The organism is Corynebacterium singulare (assembly GCF_000833575.1).
GTDB classification, from domain to species: Bacteria; Actinomycetota; Actinomycetes; order Mycobacteriales; family Mycobacteriaceae; genus Corynebacterium; species Corynebacterium singulare.
In genome coordinates, this window is sequence record NZ_CP010827.1 from 44,121 (window position 1) to 67,719 (window position 23,599).

26 protein-coding genes are annotated in these 23,599 nt (G+C 63.2%); 17 read left to right on the plus strand and 9 right to left on the minus strand.

Going from position 1 to position 23,599, the window contains the following annotated elements; translation table 11 throughout:
• Positions 1–64 precede the first annotated feature (64 nt).
• Together CSING_RS00220 and CSING_RS00225 are read right to left on the minus strand one after the other, a co-directional pair.
• On the minus strand, positions 65–2,299 hold the full coding sequence (locus CSING_RS00220; protein WP_042528673.1) for a copper-translocating P-type ATPase: 2,235 nt from the start codon (positions 2,297–2,299) through the stop codon (positions 65–67).
• 52 nt (positions 2,300–2,351) lie between these two features.
• Positions 2,352–2,678 carry a heavy-metal-associated domain-containing protein gene (locus tag CSING_RS00225; protein WP_042528675.1) on the minus strand — a complete coding sequence of 109 codons (327 nt, stop codon included), beginning with the start codon at positions 2,676–2,678 and terminating at the stop codon, positions 2,352–2,354.
• A 193-nt stretch (positions 2,679–2,871) separates the two neighbouring features.
• Between CSING_RS00225 and CSING_RS00230 the strand changes: the two genes are divergently transcribed.
• The gene (locus CSING_RS00230; protein ID WP_042528677.1) at positions 2,872–4,353 is read left to right on the plus strand and encodes a multicopper oxidase family protein; all 1,482 of its coding nucleotides are present in this window, start codon (positions 2,872–2,874) and stop codon (positions 4,351–4,353) included.
• A gap of 157 nt (positions 4,354–4,510) precedes the next feature.
• On the opposite strand, the gene CSING_RS00235 is transcribed toward CSING_RS00230, so the two are convergent.
• Positions 4,511–5,719 carry an MFS transporter gene (locus tag CSING_RS00235; RefSeq protein WP_042528679.1) on the minus strand — a complete coding sequence of 403 codons (1,209 nt, stop codon included), beginning with the start codon at positions 5,717–5,719 and terminating at the stop codon, positions 4,511–4,513.
• A 69-nt stretch (positions 5,720–5,788) separates the two neighbouring features.
• Between CSING_RS00235 and CSING_RS12945 the strand changes: the two genes are divergently transcribed.
• Genes CSING_RS12945 through CSING_RS00250 form a run of 3 tightly spaced genes read left to right on the plus strand, consistent with a single transcriptional unit; the run spans position 5,789 to position 8,239 of the window.
• The gene (locus CSING_RS12945; RefSeq protein ID WP_052471346.1) at positions 5,789–6,436 is read left to right on the plus strand and encodes a TetR/AcrR family transcriptional regulator; all 648 of its coding nucleotides are present in this window, start codon (positions 5,789–5,791) and stop codon (positions 6,434–6,436) included.
• A 41-nt stretch (positions 6,437–6,477) separates the two neighbouring features.
• Positions 6,478–7,362, plus strand: a complete 885-nt coding sequence (locus CSING_RS00245) for a trypsin-like serine protease (RefSeq protein WP_042528681.1) — start codon at positions 6,478–6,480, stop codon at positions 7,360–7,362.
• Positions 7,363–7,411: 49 nt separating this feature from the next.
• Positions 7,412–8,239, plus strand: a complete 828-nt coding sequence (locus CSING_RS00250; protein WP_042528683.1) for a lipase family alpha/beta hydrolase — start codon at positions 7,412–7,414, stop codon at positions 8,237–8,239.
• Here the strand turns inward: CSING_RS00250 and CSING_RS00255 are convergent.
• Positions 8,236–8,868, minus strand: coding sequence for a VC0807 family protein (locus CSING_RS00255; RefSeq protein WP_052471347.1), 633 nt, complete (start codon positions 8,866–8,868; stop codon positions 8,236–8,238). The two genes, CSING_RS00250 and CSING_RS00255, sit on opposite strands and share 4 nt — an antisense overlap.
• Before the next feature lie 69 nt (positions 8,869–8,937).
• Here CSING_RS00255 and CSING_RS00260 point away from each other — a divergent pair, with 69 nt between their 5' ends.
• Together CSING_RS00260 and CSING_RS00265 are read left to right on the plus strand one after the other, a co-directional pair.
• Entirely contained in the window at positions 8,938–9,660 is a 723-nt protein-coding gene (locus CSING_RS00260) for a hypothetical protein (RefSeq protein ID WP_084226130.1), read from the plus strand.
• Positions 9,657–9,965 carry a CHY zinc finger protein gene (locus CSING_RS00265; RefSeq protein WP_042528685.1) on the plus strand — a complete coding sequence of 103 codons (309 nt, stop codon included), beginning with the start codon at positions 9,657–9,659 and terminating at the stop codon, positions 9,963–9,965. Before CSING_RS00260 ends, CSING_RS00265 begins: the two co-directional genes overlap by 4 nt.
• A 17-nt stretch (positions 9,966–9,982) precedes the next feature.
• Here the strand turns inward: CSING_RS00265 and CSING_RS00270 are convergent, their stop codons facing one another.
• Both CSING_RS00270 and CSING_RS00275 read right to left on the minus strand, forming a co-directional pair.
• Positions 9,983–10,558: a hypothetical protein gene (locus tag CSING_RS00270; protein ID WP_407637934.1), complete on the minus strand. Its 576-nt coding sequence runs from the start codon at positions 10,556–10,558 to the stop codon at positions 9,983–9,985.
• A gap of 35 nt (positions 10,559–10,593) precedes the next feature.
• Positions 10,594–11,910 carry a M20/M25/M40 family metallo-hydrolase gene (locus tag CSING_RS00275; RefSeq protein WP_042528689.1) on the minus strand — a complete coding sequence of 439 codons (1,317 nt, stop codon included), beginning with the start codon at positions 11,908–11,910 and terminating at the stop codon, positions 10,594–10,596.
• Positions 11,911–11,988: 78 nt separating this feature from the next.
• Here CSING_RS00275 and bioB point away from each other — a divergent pair, with 78 nt between their 5' ends.
• The 3 genes from bioB to CSING_RS00290 are packed head-to-tail and all read left to right on the plus strand — an operon-like array spanning position 11,989 to position 14,173.
• Positions 11,989–12,969 (plus strand): biotin synthase BioB, encoded by a 981-nt coding sequence (bioB, locus tag CSING_RS00280; RefSeq protein ID WP_042528691.1) that lies wholly within the window; start codon positions 11,989–11,991, stop codon positions 12,967–12,969.
• On the plus strand, positions 12,969–13,235 hold the full coding sequence (gene bsaP, locus CSING_RS00285) for a biotin synthase auxiliary protein BsaP (protein ID WP_042528693.1): 267 nt from the start codon (positions 12,969–12,971) through the stop codon (positions 13,233–13,235). Before bioB ends, bsaP begins: the two co-directional genes overlap by 1 nt.
• Before the next feature lie 14 nt (positions 13,236–13,249).
• The gene (locus CSING_RS00290; RefSeq protein WP_042528695.1) at positions 13,250–14,173 is read left to right on the plus strand and encodes a Sir2 family NAD-dependent protein deacetylase; all 924 of its coding nucleotides are present in this window, start codon (positions 13,250–13,252) and stop codon (positions 14,171–14,173) included.
• On the opposite strand, the gene CSING_RS00295 is transcribed toward CSING_RS00290, so the two are convergent.
• Positions 14,170–14,952 (minus strand): esterase/lipase family protein, encoded by a 783-nt coding sequence (locus tag CSING_RS00295; protein ID WP_042528697.1) that lies wholly within the window; start codon positions 14,950–14,952, stop codon positions 14,170–14,172. The two genes, CSING_RS00290 and CSING_RS00295, sit on opposite strands and share 4 nt — an antisense overlap.
• Before the next feature lie 227 nt (positions 14,953–15,179).
• On the opposite strand from CSING_RS00295, the gene CSING_RS00300 reads away from it, so the two are divergent.
• The 7 genes from CSING_RS00300 (at position 15,180) to CSING_RS00330 (ending at position 20,583) form a co-directional block, all read left to right on the plus strand.
• Positions 15,180–15,605, plus strand: a complete 426-nt coding sequence (locus CSING_RS00300; protein ID WP_042528699.1) for a MarR family winged helix-turn-helix transcriptional regulator — start codon at positions 15,180–15,182, stop codon at positions 15,603–15,605.
• 10 nt (positions 15,606–15,615) lie between these two features.
• Positions 15,616–17,019 (plus strand): AMP nucleosidase, encoded by a 1,404-nt coding sequence (amn, locus tag CSING_RS00305; RefSeq protein WP_042528700.1) that lies wholly within the window; start codon positions 15,616–15,618, stop codon positions 17,017–17,019.
• Positions 17,020–17,072: 53 nt separating this feature from the next.
• Positions 17,073–17,588, plus strand: coding sequence for a phosphoribosyltransferase (locus CSING_RS00310; protein ID WP_042528702.1), 516 nt, complete (start codon positions 17,073–17,075; stop codon positions 17,586–17,588).
• Entirely contained in the window at positions 17,588–19,057 is a 1,470-nt protein-coding gene (locus CSING_RS00315; protein WP_042528704.1) for a SulP family inorganic anion transporter, read from the plus strand. The genes CSING_RS00310 and CSING_RS00315 overlap by 1 nt, the downstream gene beginning before the upstream one ends.
• 60 nt (positions 19,058–19,117) lie before the next feature.
• A complete protein-coding gene (locus CSING_RS00320; protein ID WP_042528706.1) occupies positions 19,118–19,600 on the plus strand; it encodes a ferritin in 483 nt (160 codons plus the stop codon).
• A 64-nt stretch (positions 19,601–19,664) separates the two neighbouring features.
• The gene (locus CSING_RS00325) at positions 19,665–20,072 is read left to right on the plus strand and encodes a hypothetical protein (protein ID WP_042528707.1); all 408 of its coding nucleotides are present in this window, start codon (positions 19,665–19,667) and stop codon (positions 20,070–20,072) included.
• Positions 20,005–20,583 carry an HAD-IA family hydrolase gene (locus tag CSING_RS00330; protein ID WP_042528709.1) on the plus strand — a complete coding sequence of 193 codons (579 nt, stop codon included), beginning with the start codon at positions 20,005–20,007 and terminating at the stop codon, positions 20,581–20,583. Before CSING_RS00325 ends, CSING_RS00330 begins: the two co-directional genes overlap by 68 nt.
• 112 nt (positions 20,584–20,695) lie before the next feature.
• On the opposite strand, the gene CSING_RS00335 is transcribed toward CSING_RS00330, so the two are convergent.
• Both CSING_RS00335 and CSING_RS00340 read right to left on the minus strand, forming a co-directional pair.
• Positions 20,696–21,760, minus strand: a complete 1,065-nt coding sequence (locus CSING_RS00335) for an HNH endonuclease signature motif containing protein (protein WP_201773959.1) — start codon at positions 21,758–21,760, stop codon at positions 20,696–20,698.
• A gap of 52 nt (positions 21,761–21,812) precedes the next feature.
• Positions 21,813–22,883, minus strand: coding sequence for an ROK family protein (locus tag CSING_RS00340; protein WP_042528713.1), 1,071 nt, complete (start codon positions 22,881–22,883; stop codon positions 21,813–21,815).
• A gap of 98 nt (positions 22,884–22,981) precedes the next feature.
• On the opposite strand from CSING_RS00340, the gene CSING_RS00345 reads away from it, so the two are divergent.
• Positions 22,982–23,551, plus strand: a complete 570-nt coding sequence (locus CSING_RS00345; RefSeq protein WP_042528715.1) for an LOG family protein — start codon at positions 22,982–22,984, stop codon at positions 23,549–23,551.
• The last annotated feature ends 48 nt before the right edge of the window (positions 23,552–23,599 follow it).

Genomic DNA, 23,599 nt, shown 5'->3' on the forward strand with positions numbered 1-23,599 from the left:
CTGCCCCAACTTTGCAACAGCACCTGTTCAGGGTCATATGGGGGCAGCGGAGAGAAGTGGTGGATCAGTGGACGGCGGTGGATGCCGGAGTAGGTGTGGTGTGTTCGTCCTTCGACTCGGTCGGAGCCAGGTTAGCCGGATCCAGATCAATGCGGCGCAACAGCTGGGCGTTCAGGGCCACCACGATGGTCGAGGCAGACATCAAGATCGCGCCCACGGCCGGGGACAGCACGAACCCGATCGAGGCGAGCACTCCGGCGGCCAGCGGCACAGCGAGGATATTGTAGCCAGAGGCCCAGATCAGGTTCTGGATCATCTTGCGGTAGCTGGCCTGGGACAGCTCAATCATCGACAGCACTGCCCGCGGGTCATCGCTGGCTAGGACCACCCCGGCAGATTCCATGGCCACATCCGTGCCGGCACCGATGGCGATACCGACGTCCGCGCGGGTCAGAGCGGGGGCATCATTGACACCGTCACCGACCATGGCCACGCTCAAACCCCGGCCCTGCAGCTGCGTGACCTTGGTGTCTTTGTCCTGGGGCAGGACCTCGGCGAAGACCTCATCGATGCCTAAGTCCTGACCGACGGCGTGGGCCACCTGCTGGGCGTCGCCGGTGATCATCGCGACCTTCACCCCGCGGTCCTGCAGGGCCTTCACGGCGGCGCGGGATTCGGGGCGGATCTTGTCCTCGACGGCCACCGCACCGATGATCTGACCGTCGCGGACAATATGGAGCACACCGGCCCCACGCCCGGTCCAGGCGCTGGTGGTGTCGGTGAGCTCGGCCGGGGTGGTGAGGTTGAGCTCGCGCAGCATGTTCGGCCCGCCCACGAGGATCTCAGCGCCATCGACAGTGGCCCGGACCCCCCGGCCGGAGGCGGCGCTGAATCCAGTTGCACGCATTTGCCGACGGGAGGCCTCGGGATGGGCGGCCGCGGCCGCCACGATGGCGCGGGCCACGGGGTGCTCGCTGTCGGCCTCCGCGGCGGCGGCCAGGGCCAGCAGCTCGCCCTCGGTGACGTCGACAGCGGCCGCGACACCGGTGACCGCGTGCGCACCCTCGGTCAGGGTGCCGGTTTTGTCGAAGAGCACCACGTCGATGGTGCGCATCCGCTCGAGCGCCATCCGGTCCTTGATGAGCACCCCGGACTTCGCGGCTCGCTCGCTGGAGATCGCAATGACCAGCGGAATCGCCAGGCCCAGGGCATGCGGGCAGGCGATGACCAGCACCGTGACCGTGCGCACCACGGCATCGTCCGGGCTGCCGATAATGGTCCACACCACCGCGGTGATCAGAGCGGAGATCAGCGCGAACCAGAACAACAACGCCGCCGCCCGATCCGCCAGGGCCTGGGCCCGGGAGGAGGACTCCTGGGCGTCGGCAACCATGCGTTGGATCCCGGCCAGGGCGGTGTCCCCGCCTGTAGCCTCCACCCGGATGCGGACGGTGTTGTCGGTGGCCACGGTACCGGCGACCACCTTGTCACCGGTGTCGCGGAAGACGGGACGGGATTCGCCGGTGATCATCGCCTCATCGAATTCGGCGGCTCCGTCGAGGATGGTTCCGTCGGCCGGCACGCGGGCACCGGCCCTCACCAGCACGACGTCGTCGACGACCAGCTCGGAGATGGCCACGGTGCGGGTGGTCCCGTCGATGACTTTCTCGGCCTCATCCGGCAGCAGGGCAGCCAGCGCGTCAAGCGCGGAGGACGCGGCCCCGAGAGCGGACATCTCCAGCCAGTGGCCCAGCAGCATGATGGTCACCAGCAGGGCCAGCTCCCACCAGAAGTCCAGCTCAAAACCGCCCAGCCCCAGAGTGGTGACCCAGGAGGCGACAAACGCCACGGTGATGGCCATGGCGATCAGGAGCATCATCCCGGGTTGGCGGGATTTCAGTTCTTTCCATCCGCCCTTGAGGAAAGGCGTTCCGCCGTAGACGAAGATGATCGTGCCCAGCACCGGGGGGATCCAGGTGGATCCGGGGAATGCCGGGAGGCGGTAGCCGAGCAGGTCGGCGACCATGGGGCTGAAAATAACGACGGGAATGGACAGAATCAGCGACCACCAGAAGCGGTCCCGAAACATTGCGGTGCTGTGCCCGGCGTGTTCGCCGTGACCATGAACGTGGTGGTCATCGTCCAGGGCGGAGTGCGGGTGATCGTGGGGCATCGCCTGGCCGTGGGTGTCGGCATCTGCGTGGTGTTCGTGGCCGACATGATCCGGGTGGTGGGTGTGGTCTGTTTCCGGAGCGGGGTGATCACCATGGTGATCACCCGAATGGTGGGGAGTGCTCATGACGTTCCTTTCGCTCAACCCGGTCGGGGGTCGAGATGATGGGTAAAACTAATCAGGATAAGACGGTGTAGCCGGCCTCCTCGATGGCCCGGCGAACCATCTCCGGAGGTACGGCACCGGTGATCGTGACGGTGGAAACACCACCAGCAGCGAGATCAATCTGGACGTCGTCGACCTGGGGGAGGGCCTGAAGGGCCTGGGTCACGCTTTTCACGCAGTGCCCGCAGGTCAGGCCGGTGACCTGATAGCTAGAGGAGGACCCTCCTGCTGACGAGTCGCTGGTGGCAGGGACGGAGGCGGTGTCGGCACGCGAGGCAGGTCCGCAACAGCTGCAGCCGTGGGAGGCCAGCGGCAAGAGGCGGGGCGGGGAGGTGATCATGGGAAAGCTCCTTCGGTTCGGTGGGGTGCGGCGATGCCGCTTTCTAGCGTATACCCCCCTGGGGTATAGTTTCAATATACCCCAGGGGGGTATATTTTCAATGGGTGGAGGGCACGGCCCTCACGCGGGGCAGGGTCCTCACCTGCGCCTGTCTCCCGTGTCACTGAAATCTAACACTAAGGAAGGTTAAATCATGATGAACGGATTTTCCCGACGACAGTTTTTGCTCGGCGGGCTCGTCCTCGCCGGCACCGGGGCCGTGGCCGCTTGCACCAGCGACCCTGGACCTGCTGCCTCGGCACCAGGTTCCTCCCTTCGCCCCACTCCCACCCCCACTGCGCTCGGTGAGCCGACGGTGCGCCGGACACTGACCGCCCGGCCCCTCTCTCTGGATATCGGCGGCATCGAAGCCAAGACGTGGGGATACGTCTCTGACACCGGGGATGCGGCCATTGAGGCTACCGCCGGCGACGTCCTCCAGGTCGATATCACCAATGAACTGCCTGATAGCACCTCCATCCACTGGCATGGCATCGCACTCCACAACGCAGCTGACGGTGTGCCCGGCATGACCCAGGACCCCATTGAACCTGGCGAGTCTTTCTCCTATGTTTTTGAAGTCCCCCACGGTGGCACCTACTTCTACCATTCCCACTCCGGCCTGCAGCTTGATCGCGGCCTTCACGCCCCACTGATCATCCGTGACCCGCAAGACGCTGAGGACCAGGACGTCGAGTGGACCATCGTGCTCGACGACTGGGTCGATGGCATTCAGGGCACTCCCGACGATGAGCTCGACAAGCTCACCGGAATGGGTTCGGGCGACCATAACGGGAGGATGGGAATGGGAGGTCACGGCCATATGATGCACGGCACCCCGGACCGGGTACTGGGCGGGGATGCCGGCGATGTGATGTATCCGCACTACCTCATCAACGGACGTATCCCCCGTGCTCACCGGACCTTCGAGGCTCGCCCGGGCGACAAGGCCCGCCTGCGGTTTATCAACTCCGGCGGTGACACCATCTTCAAGGTGGCCCTCGGTGGTCACCGCATGACCGTCACCCACACCGACGGCTTCCCTGTCCAGCCCTGGGAGACCGAATCGATTTACCTGTCGATGGGCGAGCGTGTCGACGTCGAGGTCATCCTCGGCGACGGCATCTTCCCGCTCACGGCTTTGGCGGTGGGTAAGGACGACCGCGCCTTCGCCGTCATCCGCACCGCCGGCGGCCAGGCCCCCCACCCCGATGTCGACTTCCCCGAGTTGTCGTCCACCGGACTGCTTCTGTCCTCCCTGAAGCCAGCAGACCGTGCACTCCTGCCCGAGGGCACACCAGACCGAGAAGTCAGCATCGACCTGGGCGGGCAGATGATGCCGTATGAATGGAGCATTCTCACCGACGGTCAATCCTCCTCCGCGACCGTGCAGGAGGGCCAGCGCCTGCGGATGGTCATGCGCAACAGGACCATGATGCCCCATCCCATGCACATCCACGGCCACACGTGGGCGCTGCCCGGCAGCGGCGGGCTACGCAAGGACACCGTCCTTCTCCGCCACGGTGAAACCATGATCGCCGACCTGATCGCTGACAATCCCGGTGAGTGGGCATTTCACTGCCATAACGCCTATCACATGGAAACCGGGATGGTCAGCTCGCTTCGCTACGAGTAACCCCCACAGCAGGGTTGAGCAGTGTGCGCCAGGAGTCGACGGGATTGGAGTATGCGTCAGCGCGCACGGCAGCAAGTCCAATGATGCGGTCGTAGCGCCAAGTATCCACCGGCGGTTTGGTGCTATTTACCGTGAGCAACATTGTTCGTGGGCCGAGTCAGGGAATCGGCACGCTGTGTAGGCGCGCCAGGCCGGTGGTGAGGACCCACACGGAGCCGGTGGCTACGAGTGCACCGGAGAAGGCGACGGCCGGGGCCACCCCGAGCAGCTGGCCTGCGAAGCCGCCGAGGAGCGCGCCGACCGGCATGATGCCCCATTCCACAAAGCGCATCGTGCCTAGTACGCGGCCGCGAATCTCTTCAGGGGCGAAGGCTTGGCGCAGGCCGGCGGCAAGAGCTTGGCTGGTCATGATGCCCCAGCCGCACAAGCCTGCCCCAAGGTAGATGAGGAGCAGCGGGGTCGTGACATGGCCGGCAGGCGCCATGCACACCAGTCCCACGGCTGCCACCACAGGCCCCCACAGGAGCACCCGTCCAGCGCCCACAGCCTTGGCCAGGTGGTGTGCTGTCAGCGCGCCGGTGGCTCCGAGCAGAGCGATGGCGAGGAAAACCAGCCCGATGCCGATGGTGCTGACGTGCAGCTCACGTGCGAGGAACACCATGAGAACAGAGAAAGCTGCGTTCATCCCCAGCGAGACGGCCGCACCCGCGCCGGTGAGGCCGAGCAAGCGGTTATCGCGCACGACGGAGCCCACGCCGGTCTTCACGTCCTCCCATACGGTGGCGTCGGCGGTGGCGGTAGAGGAATCGGGCCCAATCATGCGGAGGCTGGCGGCGGAGATGAGGTAGGAGAAGGCGTCGATAAGCATGGCGAGGGGCGCACCTACCGTGGCGATAAAGACTCCCACGAGGCCCGGGGCGGTGAGCGAGGCGATGCCGGAGGTGGTCTGCAGCGCGCCGTTGGCCTGCACAAGGTCGCCGTCCTCACCGACGATGTCCGGCATCTGCGCCTGGCAGGCCACATCAAAGACCAGGTTGCCCAGGCCAACGGCGAAAGCGACAAGGCACAGGTGGGTAAACGTGATGCCACCGACAAGGAATGCCACCGGAATCGTGAGGACGGCCAGCGCACGAAGGAGGTCGGAGGCGATCATGAGCGGGCGGCGCCGGCGGCGGTCCACGAGCGAGCCGACGAACAGGCCGAAGAGCAGGTAGGGCAGGTTGTCCAGGGCCCCGAGAATGCCCATGTGGAGCGGGTTAGAATCAAGAAGCGTGACTGCAATGAGCGGCAGCGCCATGAACGTAACCTGGGAACCGAGTGCGGATATGGCTTGGCCGCCAAGCAGCCAGCGAAACGGGTGCTTCATGTCCCTTCTCCCTTACACTGTAAGTTTCACCTTTTATCGTAGTCCGGCGGCCGTCCAGAAGGAGGTCACGTGTCACAAATCATTACGCGCGATGCCATCGTCGAGGCAGCCATCGCCATTGGTGATGAAAAGGGCCTCGAGCGTGTGTCCATGCGTGCCGTCGCGGGCCGCCTGGGCGTGCAGGCGATGTCCCTCTACCACCACGTGCGCAACAAGGCCGAGCTTCTCGACGCCATCCACGAACACCTCATCCTCGAACTCACCCTCCCCGCGGAGTCCCCAACCTGGGAGGCAGCACTGCGCAGCGCTGCCGGTGCCTACCGCGCCCTCGCCCTGCGCCACCCCAATCTCTTCGTGCTCGTGGCTACCCGTCCGATTTCCACACCGGCGGAAATCGCGCACATCGCGCCGGCGTTGACAGTCTTCGACGAGGCAGGAATCCCTCCCGAGCAGCAGCTCTTTAGCGTTCAGTCATTCTTCTGCGCGCTCAACGGTTACCTCTTGGCGGAGGTTGCCCCCACGCCCGGCCACGCCGAGGTGCCCGATTCCCCCATCCCCGTCCCGCCAGAAGGAGCCCCTTCTGTCTTGACTCTCCTCGCTTCCCTCGACAGCCAGCAGCCTTCTGGCACGGCGGGCGAGAACTTCCTCGCCGCTTCCTTCGACGCCTTCGTCGATGTCTTCCTCACCGGACTGGCCGAACGCCTAGGTGTGCAGTAGCGCGCTGCGTTTCTGTGGTACCGCTGATAAAGTAACGCCTTGTGTTCTCAGGTTTTCTCGCATCCATACTGTCCGTCCTCGTAGCGGTAGCTTCCGTGTTCGGGGTTCCCCATGCCGCACCCGGCACCTCGGACGGCTCCGGTGACTCCGCAGCATCCGAGGTCCTGCAGGCCACGAGCCAGGTCGCTGTGAACGATGACCGCGTAGCCGCGGTGTGGATGAATGGCGCGAGGGAATGTTCAGCGGGGTACATCGGCAATGATTGGTGGCTTACGGCCACGCACTGTTTAGGCCGCAACCTGCGTCTTACCCAGACAGACGGGGATAGCGCCAAGGTAGTTGCGTCGACTCCGGTGGCGGAGAAATCGGACATTGCTTTGCTCAAAGCGGAACCCATGGATGCTGAGGCCTTCGAGCTTCCCGACCGCCCCCTGCGCGTCAACGAAAAGCTTTTCCTCGTGGGCTACGGCGGTTCCCATACGTTCGCCTCGGAGGCCGTGTCCCGCATTGAGCAAACCGGCGTGACCTACGAAATCCAAAACCACGAGTTTGAGAACCTGCTTAAATCCCATTCCCTGTTCGCGTCGCGCTCTTGCAGCGGTGATTCCGGCGCCCCGCTTTACCAGGACGAGACCATCTTCGCCGTACACACCGGTGGCGAGGAAAATGAGTCCTGCGAGGACGGCACGCGCCGCCTCATGTGGCACAGCGAGATCTACCCATATGTGGACAACCTCACCGCGCTGATGAAGAGCTACGACGAGGAGGAAGCGGCCGCGCGTCTGGCGGAGACTGAGGCCGCCATCGTGCGCCAAGCCCGCGCCCAAGAGCGCCGCCAAGCTCCCGCAGAAAAGCCATCCGAAGAGCGCACCGAGCAGCCAGAGAAAGACCGCAGCAGCAGCCTGAGCAGCCTCTCCTCGCGCTAACAGCGAGTACACAGTATGCGCCCAGACTAGGGCGATATGCTCGCTCCTCATGAAACACGGCTTTCTGCAGCGCGCGTTCCTCGCCATTCTCCTCGGTACCTCTGCACCCGTTCCAGCCCATGCTCAAACGATGGAGACGTCTGCCTCCTTGGAGCTCGGCATCAATGACCCAGAATGCCAGCCCACAGGACCCGTCACCGAGCCGGTCGTCCTTCTCCACGGCACTTCGGCGAACTCGGCCGAGTGGAACGATCTCATCCCTAAGCTCACCGAGCAGGGCATGTGCGTGTGGGCCTTCGACTACGGTGGGGATGACCTGGCCTTCCAGAACGCCTACCCGTACATGAAGGGCATTGCGGATTTAGAGTCCTCCGGGCGTGAAATCGCCCAGCATATCGAGTACATCCGCGGCGTTACTGGGGCAGAGAAAGTAAACCTCGTGGGCTTTTCCCAGGGTGGGCTGCACACCAAGTCCTATGCACAGCTTTATGGTTCACCCGATGAGGTGCGCCGCGTGGTCACGATTGGCGCGAACTTTCACGGGACAACATGGGGCGACAGAGCAACGCCCCTAAGCACGGCGGCAAAAATCGCGCCCGATGTGACCAATTTTGTTGGAACCAGTGCCGGTATCCAGCAGCTGCAGGGTTCGGACTTTATGGAGAATCTCAACCAGTTGCCGGACACCGCGCCGGGGATCACCTACACCTCTATCTATTCACCCGCAGACAACACTGTGACGCCGAATGAGACCTCGCAGTTAACTGCAGTTCCGGGCGCGGACGTGGCCAACGTGGAGTCAGTTCCGGTCGAGCACGGAAAACTGCCCCATGATCCGCGCGTACACGAGCTGATCGTGTGGGGGCTCACGCGCTAGGCCGGGGTCGGCGCGGACCTGCGGGTGCGTGAGGCAATGACGAAGGTAGCCGTCAAGCAGATAGCGAGGGCCACGAAAGGCAACGCATTCGACAGCCAGTAGGCGGTGGTGAAGGGGAGAGAATAGGCGGCGACGATGCGGATGATTGCTTCGAGTAGGAACACTACGCCCCACACGATAGTGATGTAGCGCTGGGAAGCGCGGAAGGTCGGGTATTGCCACAACCCATTCCAGTAGGCCACGCCTTCCTTCGTGCCATCGGTGCCAAAGCGCTGGCCAAAGTAGAAGGCGAGGGGCTTGCCCAGGGCAAGGCTACCAAGGAAGAGCAGGCCGAAAACACCGGTAATAACGCTGCCTTTAACTAGAAGGAGGCGCTCATCGGTGCCACCGATCAGCGTGGCTAAGGCCGCGGCAAGGTTGAATGCAAAGATCAGTGCAGAAATCCCAGAAAAGGATTTTTGCCGCACGTGCTGGATGATGCCACCGATGAGGGGGCCGATGCTGGCGGCTAGGTAGGCGTAGACGTGGTTGCCGGTTGCGGAGTCAACCAGTTGAAACAGGAGGATGGCGAGGCCGACGTCGAAGACGCCGAGGATGAGGAAGTTGAGCAGGCGCGGATTGAGACTCATGCCACATAGTGTGCCACAAAACATACGTAACGGTTTGTTTGTGACACATAAAATCCTTAGGGTTGGCGCATGGCTGACGTTGGACCAGGAACCTTTGGATATCTCTGCGGATTAGCTCGCCGTGAGGAACTCCCCGGGCCCGTGCTGACACCAATCCTTACTGGGCTGGGTCTGTCGCCGGCTGGCGTTCGCACCTATCTGTCCCGCATGGTGCGCGCGGGCGATCTATCCTCGCGCCGAGCCGGGCGATACTCCGTGTATTCCATGGTGGGGAACTACCTTGCGGAGTTTCGTCACCTAGGCTCGCCGCGCGCCTTCCAATGGGACGGGGCGTTTCACACCGTTATCTTCGATATCGGCGAGGATCGCCGTACAGAAAGGGATGCCCTCCTGCGCGCCGCGCAGGCCAGCGGTTTCCGGCAGCTACGGCCCGGAGTCCTGGTGGGTGCCCACGCGCCGGGGGAGTGGGCGCAGAAAACCTTTGTCGGCACTTGGTCCGTGGATACGGACACCGCCCGCGACGTTATTGCCACCGCGTGGGACCTTGAGGAGAGCGCTGCCCGCATTAGCGCGCTGGGCGACGTCCCCCCTCTGCCCACCGATGACGTTGGCGTCGTCGTCGAAACCACGCGCCGCCATTCTGCCGTCTTTGCGGCGCTGCGCCACACCCCGCCCTTCCCTGCAGAGCTTCTTCCCGCTGACTTCCCTTCGGAAATGCTGGAGAGCCGCCTGCGCATGGACGTCACGCCGGCCTATCGGGCGATGGCGCGGCTGTTAGAGTCGTGGCCATGATCCAGGGAGCCATCGACGCGGAAGGGCGGTGCCGGCACTGGCACACGCTTGTCGACGTCGTCGCGAACAAGTGCCGCACCTGTACCGGTTGGTTCGCGTGTTCCCTGTGCCATGCGGAATTAACTGACCACGAGTTTGGCGCCATGCCGAAATACGAACTCTGCGTCATGTGCGGGGCGTGCGGACGTCAGATGACGTATGCCGAGTATGCCGGCGATGAAGCAAGCCCAGCATACGAATGCCCCGCGTGCGGGCATGCCTTCAATACCGGCTGCGCGCTACACGCGGGGACGTATTTTCGCTAGTTGCTTAAGGCTGTTGCTTAGGGCAGCAGCGGGGCCAGCGGGGTGCCCTCGACAAGGGTCTTGAGGTACGCCACGATGTCTGGGACGTAGATGGTGAAGGAGCCGAAAGTCACCGGAATCGTCGGGAAAGCGGTCGGGGCGCTGCCACCATTGTTAGCCGGAGCGTTGGTCTTGTTTCCGCCGTTGTTGGCCGGGGCTGGAGTGTTGTTGCCGCCGTTGTTGGCTGGGGCGGGGGTGTTGTTGCCGCGGTTGTTGGCCGGGGCGGGGGCTGGCGTGCCCTGGTTGTTGTTCGCGGGGGCAGTCTTGCCGCCGCCACCGCCCAGGCCGCAGCGAGCGATGGCCTCGTCGGCGCGGGCGATGGCGTCACGGATTTCGCCGCCGCGCGGGTGGAAATTGGCGGCAGCGAGGGCCTGGGACTTCTTGCTGTTGTAGTCGGACGGGTTGGTGTAGTACTTCGATGCCTGCTCACAGGAGATCTGGCCAGCCGGCACCTTGGCCAGGTAGTCATCGACCATATCGGCCGAGGCAGCAGGGCTAGCAAGGCCGACGGTGACGGCTGCAGCAGCGGAACACAGGACAAGCTTGTTTCTCATGCGCCACATTGTGCCACACCTTTTACACTTTTGCGCTAGTGCTCCTGCCCCAGGAAGCGATCTACTAGCGAAGAATACGCCTTCACAGTCAAATCCAAGTCTTCTAGGTAGAGGTGCTCGTCGTGGCTGTGCAGCTGCGAGTTCGCGCTGGCCATATCGCGGTCTTCTGCATGCAGGGCAAAGCCGTAGGCGTTGCCGCCGCGGCGGCGCGCCACGCGCAGGTCCGAACCACCCGTGGCCAACACCGGCAGCACTTCCTTATCCGGGAAGAACTCGTGGGCTGTCTCCTCGATGCAGCGCCACAGCTCAGTATCGGTGGAAGACTGCGTGGCGTCCTCAGTAATAAGGTGCTCGATTTCTACCTCGTCGGCCATGTCACCAAGGGCGTCGCGCAGGAACTCGTCGAGCTCGTCTTGGGTCTGGCCAGGGAAGGGGCGGATGTCCATCTCCAGGTAGGCATGGGAGGGCAAAACGTTGATGGCGCCACCGGCGCGCAGCACCGTCTGGGAGATGGTGGTGTGTGAGAAGGCGTGGGCATAGGCGGCAAGGTTGCCGAATTGCTCGTAGTGGGTGGGGTCTGCGGAGCCGTCGAGAAGCGCGGCCTCCGTTTCCGGGTCAAAGCGGAAGGTCTTGACGAAGCCCTGCCATACCTCGTCTGTAGCCACCGGCGGCTCAGCCGCGGCAATGCGGCGCGCCACCTCACCAATCTTGACGATGGCAAAATCCTTGCCAAACGGCGTTGAACCATGGCCGGCATCGCCGTGCACGTGTAGGCGGCGCTGGCCGGCGCCCTTCTCGCCCACGTTGAAACCCAGCGCGCCGGGCAGGTGGCTGCCGCCGGTCTCCGACAGGCAGTTGCGCACCGAGTACGCCTCCGGGTGGTGCTCGTCCATCCAGATGGAACCCAGGCCGCCGCGGGCCTCTTCGTCCGCCATGCCCACAAACGCCAGGGTGCCGCCGGGGTTGCCGCGCTTGGCCACATCCCTCGTTACCGCCGCCATCGTCGCCGTAATGAACAGCATGTCCACCGCGCCGCGGCCGTAGAGCTTGCCGTCTTCGATAACGCCGTCGAAGGGCGGCTTGGTCCACTTTGGCTCGTCGACGGGCACGACATCCGTGTGGCCCATGAGGGTCAGCGGCTCCTTGTCCGGGTCGCCCGGAACGGTGGCGACGAGGGTGACGCGGCCCGGATGGGACTCGTAGCGCTGAATCTCCACCGGTGTCCCCTCGAAGAAGCGCTCCAGGGTGTCGGCGTTGCGAACCTCGTGGCCGGAATCCGGCGTGAGATCGTTGACGCAGGCATTGCGGATGAGCTCTTGGAGGAGGGCCAGGGTGTCGTCGTAGAGAGTCATGGCCCTCAAGGGTAGTCCGCTGAAGGAAAAGGCGGCGATTTTCCACAACTTGAACACCGTTCAAGTAAGGTTTCTGTCATGAGCATCGTAGATATCGCGCGTGACAAGGCCCTCGAACAGGGCATCGGCCTCAACCAAGAGGAACTCCTCCAGGTCCTCCAGATCCCCGATGAGCAGCTGGAAGAGATCGCTGACATCGCCCACAAGACCCGTTTGAAGTGGTGTGGCCCGGACGTATCCGTGGAGGGCATCATCTCCATCAAGACCGGCGGCTGTCCGGAAGACTGCCACTTCTGTTCACAGTCCGGCCTGTTCGAGTCACCCGTGCGCGCCGCCCGCCTCAACATCCCGGAGCTGGTGGAGGCCGCGAAGAAGACTGCCAAGTCTGGTGCGACTGAGTTCTGCATTGTTGCCGCGGTGAAGGCCCCGGATGAAAACCTCCTGGCCCAGGTCGCCGAGGCGATCCCCGCCATCCTCGATGAGGTTGACATCGAAATTTCGCTGTCCCTGGGCACGCTCACCCTGGAGCAGGCGCAGCGCCTCAAGGACATGGGCGCCCAGCGCTACAACCACAACCTGGAGACCTCCAAGTCCTTCTTCCCCAACGTGGTCACCACCCACACCTGGGAAGAGCGCAAGGAGACCCTCGACAACGTCCGCGCCGTGGGCATGGAGGTCTGCTCCGGCGGCATCATCGGCATGGGTGAGTCCCTGGAGGACCGCGCCGAGTTCGCTTACCAGCTGGCCCAGATCGAGCCGTGCGAGGTTCCGATGAACTTCCTTGACCCGCGCCCGGGCACCCCGTTTGCGGATCGCCCCCTGGTCCCGCTGGGTGAAGCGCTGCGCGCGGTGGCCGCCTTCCGCCTGGCCATGCCGTCGGTGACCCTCCGTTTCGCAGGTGGCCGCGAGCTCTCCCTCGGTGACGATGGCACCGAGCAGGGCCTCCTCGGCGGCATCAACGCGATTATCGCCGGCAACTACCTCACCACGCTGGGCAAGCAGATTGAGAAGGACGTCGACATGCTCGGCCGCATCGATCTGCCCATCAAGGCCCTCTAATGGCCCCTTCACGGAGCGAGTCGACCGAGCTCGTCGCCGCGGTCCTCGCCGGGGAGGAACCACTGTTTCACCCCAACACCGGCAAGCCGCTCAGTGAGAATTTTCCGCTCCACCCAGCGGCGGCGGCCGGCCTCGACGTGCCGCGCTACTGCCAGCTGTGCGGGCGCCGCATGGTGGTCCAGGTTCGCCCCGATGGCTGGAGCGCACGCTGCTCGCGCCACGGCGAGCTCGATTCTGACGATATCTACGAGGAGACGCTGGGCTAGCTAGAGTGGGCGCCATGGATCCCGCCGTCGCCCACGCCCACCAGTCCGCGCTGCGCTCGATCTCCCGCGTCGTCTCCGAAATAGCGACGCCGACACCACCGGAGCTGGCGCTTGCCGACGTCTCCCGCCAACTCCGCAACGGCAACGTCATGGTCCTCACGGGTGCTGGCGTCTCAACGGAATCCGGCGTGCCGGACTATCGCGGGCCGCAAGGCTCGCTCAGCCGCCACCGGCCCATGACGTACCAGGAGTTTCTCCACGATCCTTCCGCCTCGCACCGCTACTGGGCCCGCGCCTTTGTGGGCTGGCGCGTCATGAATGCCGCCGCCCCCAACCGCACGCACTACGCGCTCGTGGAGCTTGAGCGCGCCGGGTTGCTTGAGGGCCTCGTGACCCAGAACGTGGACGGCCTCCACGAGGAGGCGGGCCAACGCAACCTCATTACCCTGCACGGAGATATGCAACACGTGGTGTGCTTGAGCTGTGGTTATGAGGAGAGGCGGGCAGACTACGATGCCCGCGCCGCCGCGGCGAATCCGGGGTTCCTGCAGCGGTGGGTCGTGGATAAGGCGGACGTGAACCCGGACGGTGACGTGGCGCTGAGCAAGGAAGCGGTTGCGGAATTCGTGATGCCCGGGTGTGTGCGCTGCGGCTCGCAACGCCTCAAGCCGGATGTTGTGTATTTCGGCGAGCCCGTGCCCACCGCGAAGAAGGACGCCGCCTATGAGATGGTCGCGGCCGCCGAGTCTCTGCTGGTTGCGGGGTCCTCGCTGGCAGTCATGAGCGGGTTTCGCTTCGTGCTTGAGGCCAAGAAGCAGGGCAAGCGCGTGGCCACCATCAACGGCGGGCCGGGCCGCGCCGATGACCGCGTGGACACGCTGTGGCGCACCCAGGTGGGTCCGGCTTTCGATGCGCTTCTCGACGCCCTCGACCTCTAATCGTTTCTCGCACCACTCGCCTCCGCGAGTTGCTCTAGGTCCTCCAGAATGATCCCGCACACTCGCTTGTCCATGGGCATGTCCTCGTGTCGGATGAGCGCGCGCCGCTCGACGTCTTGGACAAAGACATTGCGCACCTTCGGACCGGTGAGGAAACAGGTGGTGGGCGGGACCACGACGGCGTCGGACCGCGTGGCAATGCACGTATAGCTCACGCCGGGTTCCACTTCGCTCTCGCGGTTCGTGGCCTCCACGATCTCGCTGCCGACGATTTGTTGCATGCCGGCGGGGCCGAACCAGCCGTCGATAAGCGAGCGCACCACGTCCTCCTGGCGCTCACTCTTGAACAGGGGGCTGGCGATGCCGCCCTGCGTGGTGCCGTGGTTGGGCGCGCTGACGCACACGACGTGGTGGACGCGCCCCGCGCCACCGTGCATGCGCATCCAGTAGCGCGCGAGCAAACCGCCCTGGGAATGGCCCACGAGGATGACCTTCTCAGCACCGGTCACCGTCAGGACAGCATCAATGTAGGCATCCACCTGCCGCGCCGAATCCGGAATGGGGCCGGTGGCGCGCGTGCCGTAATCGGGGGCGAAGACCGCCCAGCCGGCCTCCCTCAGCATGCCGGCGAGGACCTGCCACACGCCCTTCGTGTCACACGTTCCATGGATGAGGATGACAGGCCAGGACCGTTCGGCGGTGGGGCGCGCGGACCAGTCGTCTTCACACACGCCGCGGGCGCGCATTCGGGCGCCGAGGGGAAGCGGGGGAGTGGACATGTGGATACATTTTACGCCTTTTGTGCCACCCCGCTACACCCGAGCGGCGACGGGCCCGCCTTGTCACCTCCGGATCGCCCGCACCACTCCCTGCCTGTATGTACCGCCTTCTGCACATACGTTAAGGTTTGATTTCGCCTGTGACGGGGCGTTTCTTGAGCACACGGGCACCTTTTCTCAGTTCAGACCATTGCGCACGAAAAAATCTTTAAGGTATCCTTGCTGATATGTCTCTCCACCTTGAAGACCAGTTGTGTTTTTCGCTGTACCGTGCCGCGCGCTCGGTGATTCGCGCCTATGATCCCTTGCTCAAGGAGCTCGACATCACCTACCCGCAGTACCTCATGCTCATGATTCTGTGGGAAGTTAAGGAGCCGATCACCCTGGAGGCCATGGAGGAGCGCCTCCAGCCGGAGACCGGCACCTACGAAGGCCTCGTGCAGGGCCTGCAGGAGTCCGGCTTGGCCACCGTCGAAGACGGCAAGGTCACCATCACCCAGAAGGGCATTGACCTCGAACCGCGCGCGGTGTGCATCCCGGAGACCATCCTCAACGAGTACCGCCAGTCCGGCGTGGACCTTGTTGAGTTCCGCGAGTCCCTGGAGATTGTCCGCGACGCCGGAGACGCCTCCCAAATGGAGTATCCGCACTAGACTGGCCGGCATGACTGACCTGCAGCATGCCCACTCCGTCACCGAGGCGGTCAACCGCCTCTGCGAGCTCTATGACAGCTCCTGCGATCTGGCGCGCGAAGCGCTGGCCTCGGGAGACCTCGACGCCTACCGTCACGTGGTCTACCCCAAGATCATCGTGCAGGTCCGCGACTGGAGCCCCATCGACCGCTCCGAACCCTTCGGTTATGTGGACCAGGAGGGCCGCTACTCGGCGGTCATTTCCAAGCCGTGGCTCATCCGCGGCTACCTGCTTGAGCAGCTGACCAGGCTGACCAGCAATTACCCCTGCGATATCTACGTGGGCCAATCGGATGAGCGCATCCCGCCGGAATACATCCGGGGTGCTGAACCCCTGCCGGAGAATCGTGGAGAGATTCCCCGTCCCACCTTGGATGCGGTGCACGATGGCATCGTCGATGGCGCGTGGAAGGCCTTCCACGGCAAGGAGAAGCCGCTGTTCCACTTTGGCCCGCAGCGCTTCGACATCGCCTGCGCGCGCATCGAGCACTACACCGGCATCGAGGTGAACTCGGTCCAGAAGTACATCCTGTTCACCAACTATGCCATGCACACCACGGAGTTTGTGAAGTTCGGCCTGCGTGAGCTCGCGCGGGAGGATTCGCGCTACACGGCGCTGGTGTTGCCCACGGGGGAGACGATTCATCCCAATGACGCCGTGCTTCTCGACGTCGACGAGCTCACCCTCACCTCCCGCTACCAAATGCCGCGCTTCGACCTCATCACGGCAGGCGGCGATGGCATCACAATGATCAACATCGGCGTGGGCCCTTCGAATGCCAAGACCATCACGGATTGCCTGGCGGTGCTGCGTCCGGAAGCGTGGATCATGATCGGCCACTGTGCCGGGCTCGATGGCCGCATGCGCATTGGTGACCTCATCCTGGGCAACGCTTATCAGCGCGAGGACCACATCCTCGATGGCACCGTGGCTGCAGGTAATCCTATTCCCGCCATCCCGGAGGTTCAGCGCATGCTGGAGGCCGCCGTGGACTCGGTCTATGGCGAAGATAACTCGCTCATGCGCACCGGCACGGTTTTGTCCACCGATGACCGCAACTGGGAATGGCGCACCTCCCGCGATTTGTGGGAGTGGCTGCGCCACTCCACCGCCGTGGCCGTGGACATGGAATCCTGCACGTTGGCCGCCAACGGTTATCGCTATCGCATCCCCTACGGCACGTTGCTGTCGGTCTCGGACCTTCCGCTGCATGCCGTGCCCAAGCTTCCGGCCCAGGCGCAGGCCTTTTACTCCAACTCCAAGGAGGCTCACGTCATGTGTGCGGTCCGCGCGGTGGAGGCTCTGGCGGAAAACCCGGAGCGCCTGCGCACCCGCAAGTTGCGCCGAACGGTAGCGGAGGTTCCGTTCCGCTGAGGTTGGCGGTTAAACTGGTGGAAATGACAACTCTGGCGAAGGAGACCTAGACGATGAGCACACCGGATTGGTGGAACCCGGAACGCGAAAACCTGACGTGGGAGGTCTTCGGCGAGGCCAGCCGCTACCTGTCCCAGGAGATTGTGGATTCCGGCTGGTTCCCCGACCTCATCGTCGGTGTGGCCCGCGGTGGTCTCATCCCGGCCGGTGCCATCGGCTACGCCATCGGCGTCAAGGAAATGGGCGCGATCAACGTGGAGTTCTACACCGATATCGGCGAGACCCTCCCCGAACCCATCCTGCTCAACCCGCAGCTGGATACCGATTCGCTCAAGGACAAGAAGGTCCTCGTCGTCGATGACGTCGCTGACTCCGGCAAGACCCTCGACCTCGTGGTGAATCTTCTGGAGAAGACCGCCTCTGAGGTCAAGTCCGCCGTCATCTACACCAAGCCCACCACCATCTTCGAGCCAGACTTCTCGTGGAAGAAGACCGACCAGTGGATCAACTTTGCGTGGTCCGTCCTGCCCGTCATTACCCGCGATGGCTCCTACAAGGAAGGTCATTAATGCCAGAAGCCTCCGCCGGATCTTTCCGCGCGGCCTTCACCTCGCCCGCCCGCTTCCGCAAGGAAGTGTTTGGCGGGCTTGCTGTTGCGCTCGCGCTCATTCCGGAAGTTTTAAGTTTCTCCATCCTTGCCGGCCTGGACCCCAAGGTGGGTTTGTTTGCCTCCGTCATCATGGCGATGTCCATCGCCATCACCGGTGGGCGCCCCGCCATGGTCTCCGCCGCGGCGGGCTCCGTCGCCGTGGTCATTGCGCCCTTGGCACATGAGCATGGCCTGCAGTACGTCCTCGTCACCATCTGGATGGCGGGAATTCTGCAGGTGGTGATGGCGCTGTTGGGCGTCGCTAAGCTCATGCGTTTCATTCCCCGCAGCGTCATGCTGGGCTTCGTCAACGCTTTGGGCATCCTCATGTTTACCGCGCAGCTGTCCCACCTGTGGAACGTGCCGTGGCTGGTCTATGCGCTCGTGGCGCTGGGCCTGGTCGTCATGGTGCTGTGGCCGCGGGTGACGACGGCTGTGCCCGCCCCGCTCGTGGCGATTCTCGTGGTCAGCGTGCTCACCGTGGCTTTCGGTTGGGATGTGCCCGACGTGGCGGACCAGGGCGAGCTGCCCACGTCGCTGCCTGGGTTCGTGATCCCGGACGTGCCGTGGACGATGGATACCTTCATGTTGTGCCTGCCCTATGCCCTCGGCGTGGCGCTGGTGGGTCTCATGGAGTCCCTGCTCACCGCCAAGCTTGTCGACGACCTCACCGATACCCACTCCGATAAAACCCGCGAATCCGTGGGCCAGGGCATTGGTAATATGCTGGCGGCTGCGATTGGCGGCATGGGCGTGTGCGCGATGATTGGCCAGACCATGATCAACGTCAAGGAATCCCAGGCCCGCACGCGCTTGTCGACGTTCCTCGCCGGCGTCTTCCTCCTCATCCTCATGCTCGTGCTGGGCGATACGGTGGGACGTATCCCCATGGCCGCGCTCGTGGCCGTGATGTTCATGGTGTCCTTCCACACGGTGGACTGGCACTCGGTGCGCACTCTGCACCGCATGCCGTTGGCGGAAACCATCGTCATGCTGGTGACCGTGGTTGGCACGCTGGTGACGAACAACCTGGCCGTCGGCGTGGTCCTGGGTGTCGTGGCGGCGTCCGTGGCGTTCGCGCGACGGGTGGCGCACGTGGTGTCGGTTGACTTGGTGTCGAGTGAAGGTTCGACGGCCGTGTACGAGGTGCGGGGTCAGCTCTTTTTCGCCTCCTCGAATGATTTGGTGTACTCCTTCGACTACACCCTGCCGGTGAAGGAGGTCATCGTGGACTTCAGTCGGGCCGATATTTGGGACGCCTCGACTGTTGCGGTGCTCGACTCCGTGGAGAGCAAATACGCTGCGCGCGGAGTCACGGTGTCCTTCCGTGGGCTGGATGCGGGGAATGAGCAACGGTACCGCCGTTTGAGTCACGGATTGAAGACGTAGTTCGAGAATCTTTCTGTATGGTGGGCATCACACAGACGGTTGATGCGAAAGGATTCACCCATGGATGAGAAACTGCAGACCCTGTTGAATGACCAGGTCAACAACGAGTACGGCGCAGCTGCGATCTACACCCAGCTGGCCTACGAGATGGCAAACCTGTCCTTTCCGGGGATGAGCGCATGGTTCTTCAAGCAGGCGGAGGAAGAGCGCGAGCACGCGGAGAAGTTTGCGGAGCACTTGCTGGACCGCGGCTACCGCGTGGAGCTGGAGACTATCGAGGTTGGCGCCGTGAAGGCGGCTACCCCGCTGGATGCCTTCGAGGCCTCCTTGGAGCACGAGCAGAAGGTTTCGGAGCAGATTCGTGAGATCGTGCGCACGGCCGATTCGGTGGGGGACCTGGATTCCCGCCAGCTGCTCAATTGGTTCCTCGATGAGCAGGTGGAGGAAGAAGCTAACGTATCGGGCGTCATTGACCAGCTCAAGCTTGTTGGCAACGACGGCGCTGGCCTGCTGAACATCGACAGCACGCTGGCAGAACGGTAACGAAGCCATATAATTTCGCGCGAATTCTCCCACAGCCCTCGCGGTTGATGGGAGAATTGCTTTTATGACGAACACGCGGCTGATGCTCTTGAGTACTGCCCTTGCTGGGTTGGCGGTGGCGCTCGTTGGTGGCATCTGGCTGGCTGCTACGAATGTGGCGTTGGGGACCTTCTTCTTCGCGCTGGCGATCATGCTGGGCCCGTTTGCGGGCGTGGCTCTCTTGGTGTGTGCCGCGGCGGCGTCGACGGCGCTGAGCCGATCGCTGTTTAGTGTGGGGGGATTATTCCTGGTGGGTGCCATTTCTACGTTGGGCGCGCTGCCGTGGGGCCGTGTCAGTGTCTCCCTGCCGTTGTTCATTGTTGGCACGCTGACGGGTGCGGTGGCAGTGTGGCTACACTGGGCGCATGGCCACTCTGCTCTTCGATCTGTACGGCGTGCTCATGCGCTCAGCCACGCCCGCCGGACACGCTGAGCTTGAAGATTACGTCCGCCCCGCTGATTCGGATCACTTTTGGTCTATTTACGAGGAGTTTCGCCCCGCTTATGACGCCGGGCAACTCAGTGATTCGCAGTATTGGGGCCGTATCCGCGCCTTGACGGACTTAGGGCCTTTTGAGGTCTCCCACGCGGTGGATCTTGATACTGACCACCTGCTTGCCGCCGACGAGGACATGGTGGAGATGGTTTTAGGGTTCATCGGAGAGGGCCACAGCGTGGGTATTTTGTCCAATGTGCCTGCAGCCTTAGGCGCCAAGGTGCGTGAAGCGCAGCCGTGGCTTCAGGAGTGTGCCGCAGTGACGCTGAGTTGCGATATTGGTGTGGCCAAGCCTGACCCGGAGGCGTACCTCGTGGCTGTCGACGCCCTCGGCGCTCACGCCAAGGACACCCACTTCTTCGACGATCGCCCTGACTTCGTTGAGGGTGCTCAGCGTGTGGGACTCAACGCCCACGTGTTTACGGGCATCGATTCGGTGCGCTTTTAGTCTTCGGATCGCCGTTTCTCCGGATCCCCGTTTCTGCGGTTGCTGTTTCTGCGATCGCCGATATCGCGGAGGGCCCTGGAGTGGGCGTCCGCGTGGGCGGCGTTTGGGGGTTTTAGCCTGGCCGGGGCAGGTTGTTGCGGGCTTGCTGATAAGCAGCTTGGGTGGTGATTGGTTCTGCCCAGGGCGGGATGTAGTCAACCTCGCCGCGCAGGCGGAAGACATAGCCAGCCCCGGTGGGTTTATCCGGGTCATCATCATTAACGCCATTGTGATAGGCACACAACATCGTTAAATTCGGCGGGTTAGTTTCCCCACCGGCCTTCCACGGCACCAGGTGATGCACCTGGGCAAAATCAGCCGGCTTATTACAACCTTCCCTCGCACACGTGGGATGCTCCGCACTAGCCATCATGCGTTGCTCAAACCCAGCGAAGCGTTGCATGCGGTGTAGCCATACCGGCCCGATGGTGGGGTGGATTAGGGTGACGTAGCCGATTTCAGCAAACTTGTAGTTCAAAAACTCAGCCCCGGTCATACGCCCACCATTAGTTAACTCCAGGATGATGTCGTCACCGTCACCGGAGACAATCTTGTCAAGCTTATCCAAGGTCACCACTACGCTGGTGAGCACCGCAGGCTTTGTTCCACCATGGTTGTTGGTGAAGAAGACCTGTTTGCAAGCCTCTAGCAGGTTGGTGTGGTTGATGGATTCTAAGGTGCCGTGCATCTCAGTAATCATCAACGCATCACCAGTAATAGTCAGCGAGTGCGGGCCTTGCTTACGGTAGGTCATGCGCACCCCAGGTTTTGGCACATGCTTGGGCTTGAGCTCTTTTAAGCGCTTGGTGGCTACTGCTGGGATGTTGTGTGCGTCGGTGCCAGCAAGTCTAAGCCTTAGGTTCCAGGCATCCAACTGATTCTTGAGTTTCGACGTGTAGGACTCGATAAGGCTTAGCGTGGCCACATCGTGGCCTTGGTCCAGGGCACGCGCACGCGCGGTGCGTTGCTTACCAGTGAACTTGGTAGCCCCGAAGTAGATGTGGTGCAGGCGTGCTAATTCGGCGGCATCAGCCGGTGCGGCACCGCGTGCGCGTAGGTGTTGTTCTCCTCCTACCGCCTGCTCCACCAAAGAAATCCCCGAGTTGCGGAAGGAGAAATAGGTCTCTAAATCCCCCATGACCCAGAACACTAAACCACCACACACCACCCCGCAACCGGAGAGGAAAACTTTAGGCAGCCTTGGCCTCGCGGCCCAGCTCAAGCGGCACGCGCAGCAGCGGATCCAAAGCCACAGCACGAGTGCACGCACGCACGATCTCTGAAGGCGAAGGAATCATACGCAGTTCCACCGCTTGGTCGGTGTTGTGCCGCACGGCAGAGGCGAAGAGCTTCGGGGCAGCCGGATCGTCGGAGAATGCGCCTCCTGCGACCACGAGGGTGTCCGGTGCATGCTCAGCCACGAGGGAGGCGGCGATGGTGCCGAGGGAGCGGGCGCGGTCGTCGAAAAGCGCACGCGCATCTGGGTCCTGCACCGCGTCCGGGAGGGACTCTGCGCCTGCCGCGGTGAGCACGGCCTGGGTGGCCAGAGAATCCGGGGCAGTGAGCTCCAGCGGGGCAATCTCATCGCCGACGGTAAGCGCCGCACCTACCGTGTCATCCGCATAGAGCACCATGACAGGCTTTTCCGCGCCCATCTCCGTGGACTGCGTCTCCGAGCCCAGGATGGCGGGGATGACGGAGGAGACCACCACCGGCACGCCGAACTGGTACTGCACGCGGCTTGTAATGTCTATGCTGTCCCAACCCAGGTTGTGGGCGGTGACGTGGCCAGACTCGTCGACGCTACCGGACGTGGTCACCCCGACCGACACGAGCCGGCGGTCCACGCCAGTCATCAGACGGTTCATGCCTGCGATGATGTGCTCGATGATGTCGCCCTCGCTGAGGCGGGAAACCGGGGTCGCCACGTCCTCCTCGCAGAGCGTGCGGCCTTTGGTGTCGAAGAAAGCGATGCGCGTAAATGCCGTGCCCACCGCGATGCCGCCCAGCATCCAGTCATTATCCGCAACCTCCAGCGGAACGGTCGGGCGCCCACGCCCCCGGGACTGAGTGAGGTCAGTGCGTTCACGGATCAACCCAGCGCCCAGCAGCGCAGCGGTGGCGCGCGTAATCGTGGGTTGGGAGAGCCCAGTGGCTTCCACCAGCTCGCTGCGGGTGACGACAGGATTGAGTCGAATGATGTGGAGGCACTTCGCCGCAGGGGTACGGGGGCGGGTGAACACGGGGCCGGACTTAATCATGGCGTCAAGTATAAATTCAACAGACCGCATTGTCTAATAGAAATTGGGTTCCAGTAGACATCATGGTCTAGGGGCGGGGCTGCGATAAGGTTGAAGTCATGAAATCTGTTGCTGTCTACTGCGGTTCGGCCGCCGGAAACTCGGAAGCTTATGCACAGGCTGCTCACGATCTTGGGGAGGAGCTCGCACGCCGAGACCTCACCTTGGTCTACGGCGGCGGCGATGTTGGGCTTATGGGCATCGTCGCGGACGCGTGCCTGGCGGCGGGCGGACACGTCATCGGGGTCATTCCGCAGCAGCTCGTTGATTTCGAGGTTTCCCACCAGCACATCACGCAGCTCGAGGTCGTGGACACGATGGCGCAGCGCAAGACTCGCATGGAGGAACTCGCGGATGCGTTCGTGTGCTTGCCGGGCGGCGTGGGCACCTTGGAGGAGCTCACGGAGGTTCTCACCATGCAGCAACTGGGCAACATTCACGGCCCGGTGGGCTTGGTGGATGTGCAGGGCTTTTGGCAGCCCTTCGTGCACATGTATTCGGCGATGGTGCAGGAGGGCTTCGTTCAACAGCGCTTCCTTGATGCCCTCGTGGTGGAGCCGACGCCGGTTGGTGTGCTGGACGCTTTCGGTTCCTGGACTAACCCCGGCAGCAAATGGGGCAACAATTAGCTAACAACCTGGTAAAAAGGCGCGGCTGGGTTGGGCGAATGGGGAGGT